Genomic DNA, 4077 nt, shown 5'->3' with positions numbered 1-4077 from the left:
AGTCCGGACGGTGAAACGGCGATCGCCGCGGACGACCGCATGCTGATCGCGTACGACGTCAAAACTGGAAAACCGCTTTGGAATCTTGCCGTCTCCAACATCATTCCCGACTTCAGCCCGGACGGTCAATCGATCGCAGTACTGGCGGCCAGAAATAAGCTGCAGGCGACCATCAAGATACTTAAAACGCGCAGCGGCATCGTTCGCCGCAGCATCGATGCGACCGTCGACAATCCCAGCAAGATCAGACTGCAATTCACCCAGAACAGCAGGCTCGCGTACTGGGGCAGCGACGAGCTTCTGGTCTGGGACGTGGCGTCGGGAAGGAAAGTACGAGCGATGCATTTCCGCGACGAGAGCGTGAAACTGCTCAGCGACGATGGCGAGGTGGTGGTGACCGCGAGCGGCGGCATCATTCGTCTTTGGGACGTCTCGACGGGACGCCTGCTGCGGTCGCTCGCCGGTGCTCGATCCGACGTGGAAAACGTGGCGCTCAGTTCGGATGGCAAGGTGTTGCTGTCGGCGCATTCGGGGGGCGGTCATGGCATTATCAACGCCTGGTCGACAAGACTCGGAGAAGCCATTGTTTCCAAGAAACTAGGATCGGTCGGCACGGGAGTGGCATTCGATCGGGACGGCTCCACCGTTTACGCGAGTACCTACAGCAAGCTCACCGCGTGGGGCAGCGCCGAAAGCATCCTTCAGTGGCAACAGATAAGAAAGGATCGCGGAAAGTTTGATGACTTCGCGGTGCATCCCAAAGATGGATCCATTGTGGTCCGACAGTCAGCGGAGAAACACTTTTCCCATCTCTCGTCCGCCGGTGAAGCATTACCTCCATTCGGACGCGCGTATTTTTCGAGTGTGATGTTTGACAGACGGGGAGAGCGTCTTGTCGTGGTGGATAAAGCGTTTGATAGACCCGACCCCGGCGGCGGCATTCGAGTCTTACAGTATCCCGACGGTCAGGTCTTGAGATCGATCCGTGAGCAGGCGCGGCCCTTCGCGTGCTTTTGCCTGGACGATACCGTTGTGGCGACGGCTGCACTGGCCGGCGGAATCAATCTGTGGGATTGGAACGCAGGCGAACTGAAGCGACAAATCGATGCCTCAGAGACCGGTAGTATCAGTTGCCTCGCCGCGAGCCCGGACGGAAAACGATTGGCGACCGGAGGAAGGGATCGCTGGATTCGTGTCTGGGATCCGGCCACGGGCACGCTCGAGGCGGCCTTTCGCGCCCACTGGGAAACCGTTCGCAGTTTGCAATTCAGTCCCGACGGTCGTGAGGTCGTCAGCGGCAGCGAGCTTGGAACGGTGCGTGTTCATGATGCGACGACGGGAAAGGAAACGCTTGACCTGTACGGACTCGCAGCCCCGGTCGTCGACTTGGAGTTCAGCCCGGACGGAAAACGGATCGCCGCGATTTGCAACGACAGTTTTCTAAAGGTTTGGGACCGTCAGATTTCAAGTGACTCTCTGGCACGCCTCCCGCAACTCTCTCCGGCAACCGAATCGGCTGGCTGGGAAAACGTTCTGGCCCGGCTGGACCCTGTCGAACTCGAATCGAGCGACAGCACGTGGCGGCTCCATGACGGGAACCTTTATAGCACGAACGCACCACTGGCGACGGTGACGCTGCCCGCGGACGTGCGGGGGATCAGTTATCAGCTGCGCGTGAGATTGACGAAACTGAAAGACTTCAGTGTGTTTCAGATCATCATCCCCGTGGGAGACCGAATGTGCGGGTTCGATTTTCACGGACATTACGGAAACTTTATCCGCAGCGCACTCAACACGGTGGAGGGGAAGAACGGAGTCGATGCGCCGGGTGCCGTCGCCGGAATTCAGATTGTCGATTTCGAACACCATGACCTGGAATTGACCGTCGGACTCCAAGATCACAACGCGACCATTCGGGTCACGCTCGACGCCAAACCGCTGTATCGCTGGAGCGGTCCCGTGATCGCGCTCAGCCAGGAACCGAAGTGGGCCAGCAGCGAGCCCGGCAAACTCGGCTTCGGCGCGACACGTGATGCCTGGATGGTGTCCGGGGTGAAGCTCAGGAGACTGGATTCCGACGCGGCCATCCTGGTCGGTGGGGAGATCGATCGGCTTTGGGGGCCGTGCCCGTCATCGACTTCGGACCGCGAGGATCACCCCCAGACCGCCCAATGAGTCCACCCAACGCCAGACGATCACCGCACATTTGCCAAACGCTTCTTCAGCCAGCGTTCACTGATTGATCGAGGGTTCGCTCCTTGGCGTTGCACTGATCCTTGTCGCAAACATTCGCCAATCACTCCGTCGCCAGCTCGTCGATCAATTCCGCGTGCTCGTGATGGATTGCTCGCAGAACCGTTCCGACTCTTTTCAATCATTGCTGAACAACTCCGAGAGCCCCGGGATGACATTCATTGCCGAACGCAGGCGACTGATCGCCCGGACAAAGCGTTTACTCGTTGCTTTTGGGGACTGTCCAAGGATCTCGGCCGCTTCACCATTGGAAACCCCTTCAAACATGCGAAGCGCGATGATCTCCTGGTCATCCTGGCTCATCTGGTCAAGCAACTGGTGCAGTTTTGCCTTTTGTTCATCTCGTACGACACGACCGGATGCAGACGACAGCTTGCCCAGCAACCCCGCGGCGAGCGTGATCGAGGTGACATCCAAACCGAGTTCGTGATCGATCGAGAACTCGCGCCGCGCGTCGCGTTTTTGTGTCGCGACGTGTCGGCGATGCAGATTCAACATCCGTTCCATGGTCACCAGCCGCATCCAGACGAACGGTGACATGTCTTCCTTGGCACGGAATTCGCCAAGCCGTTTGGCCAGCTCGAGATACGATTCCTGAATCACATCGGACGGGTCGACCCGCCCGCGCAGATTCACATCCATGCGAAACTCGACCATCGACTTGAGCTTCTTTCGGTACATCTGAAAGAGCGTCGCAAGTGCCGCCTCATCGCCACCGCGAGCAAGCTCGATCACCTGTTGCTGTGCGTCATCGGGCTCATTCATAGATCAAAGTCTAACAGCTGAGGTGCTTTGCGGGTTCGAACAAAGACCGCGAATTTTTCACACGCGGCGAAGGGTAAGGTCGCCCGACCACAGGCTGATCCGTATCCAACGATTCGTCACCGCTCCGGCGAAATGGAAAATGATCCGGAAGATCGAGATTATCCGAGGCGACAATCGGAACCGTTTCGCAGGTATAGCGATATCGGCGATCCGGCACGAACCCGCAGAAGCCAAGTTCAGAGCCCCATGAAGAACTCGATCCACCGCAATGACGCGACGAAACGGCTCATTTCCACCATCCACGCGGGGCGGCGTTTGCGTCGAGTGGAAAAAGACGGGGAAGAGAAAAGCTCCGACTCGGCCCGTTGCAGGATACGTCCTCCGCCCCAGACCGATGCTCGGCAATCCGCCGGGCAAGTGACTCGCGGCGTGAGCTTGGTGGGGCGAAAGGGGCCGATCGCGACTCGCGAATCTTGGGCCGCGTGGGTGTCGGGCGTTGGTTCGTCCAAACTCCCGACACCACGCCTTCGACGTGATTAGAAAAACCTGCCATCAGGTTTTCATCAAAAAGCCATCCCCGGGGATGGCATCAAGTCTGCGGGGGAAACCCCGGGTCACAGGGAGGTGATCAGTCGCAAGCAGCCCCTCTTCTTCCGCAACGCCAATCGAGGCGTCGAACGCATGACACGCTCATCCAAAAGCCGCAGCAAGAAACGCCGCACCCTGCTCGACCGCCTCCGCCGCCAGACCGCAACCAAAAAACGAAGCAACCTAATGCCGGGGATGGAACGGTTGGAGGATAGGCGGATGCTGGCTTGTTACATCACGAGCGACAAAACCGAGTTAGTGTACGAAAACGCCACCAGATCTATAGCTGGTCACGAATTATCTGATGAACAATGCATTACCGCAACAGCAGACAATATCACGATCAACTTCGAAGGCGCCTCCGAACCGCTGAAGTTCGAAGTAAATGAAAACAGGGTCTCGATAGAGGTCGTTGTCGGAACTGGCGAAATTCTAAAACTTGGTGCGATCGAAATCGAAGCGGGCAGACTT

General features: G+C 58.0%; 3 protein-coding genes. 2 read left to right on the top strand and 1 reads right to left on the bottom strand.

The genetic code is table 11. The features are described 5' to 3' along the window. Positions 1–2175, top strand: a 2175-nt coding sequence (locus tag ABX749_RS24570) for a WD40 repeat domain-containing protein (RefSeq protein WP_372898317.1), incomplete at its 5' end; no start/stop codon positions are given. A gap of 195 nt (positions 2176–2370) precedes the next feature. On the opposite strand, the gene ABX749_RS24565 is transcribed toward ABX749_RS24570, so the two are convergent. After that, positions 2371–3018 carry a sigma-70 family RNA polymerase sigma factor gene (locus ABX749_RS24565; RefSeq protein ID WP_372898316.1) on the bottom strand — a complete coding sequence of 216 codons (648 nt, stop codon included), beginning with the start codon at positions 3016–3018 and terminating at the stop codon, positions 2371–2373. Between the two features lie 624 nt (positions 3019–3642). On the opposite strand from ABX749_RS24565, the gene ABX749_RS24560 reads away from it, so the two are divergent. After that, positions 3643–4077 (top strand): hypothetical protein (locus ABX749_RS24560; RefSeq protein WP_372898315.1); only part of this gene is annotated, 435 nt, incomplete at its 3' end.

Source organism: Stieleria sp. (genome assembly GCF_041595215.1).
Taxonomy (GTDB): domain Bacteria; phylum Planctomycetota; class Planctomycetia; order Pirellulales; family Pirellulaceae; genus Stieleria; species Stieleria magnilauensis.
This window is presented reverse-complemented; position numbering and strand designations above follow the sequence as displayed.

Bases quoted from the DNA above. Each gene is read 5' to 3' on its own strand.
- ABX749_RS24565 (WP_372898316.1), bottom strand. From the start codon at position 3,018: ATGAATGAGCCCGATGACGCACAGCAACAGGTGATCGAGCTTGCTCGC.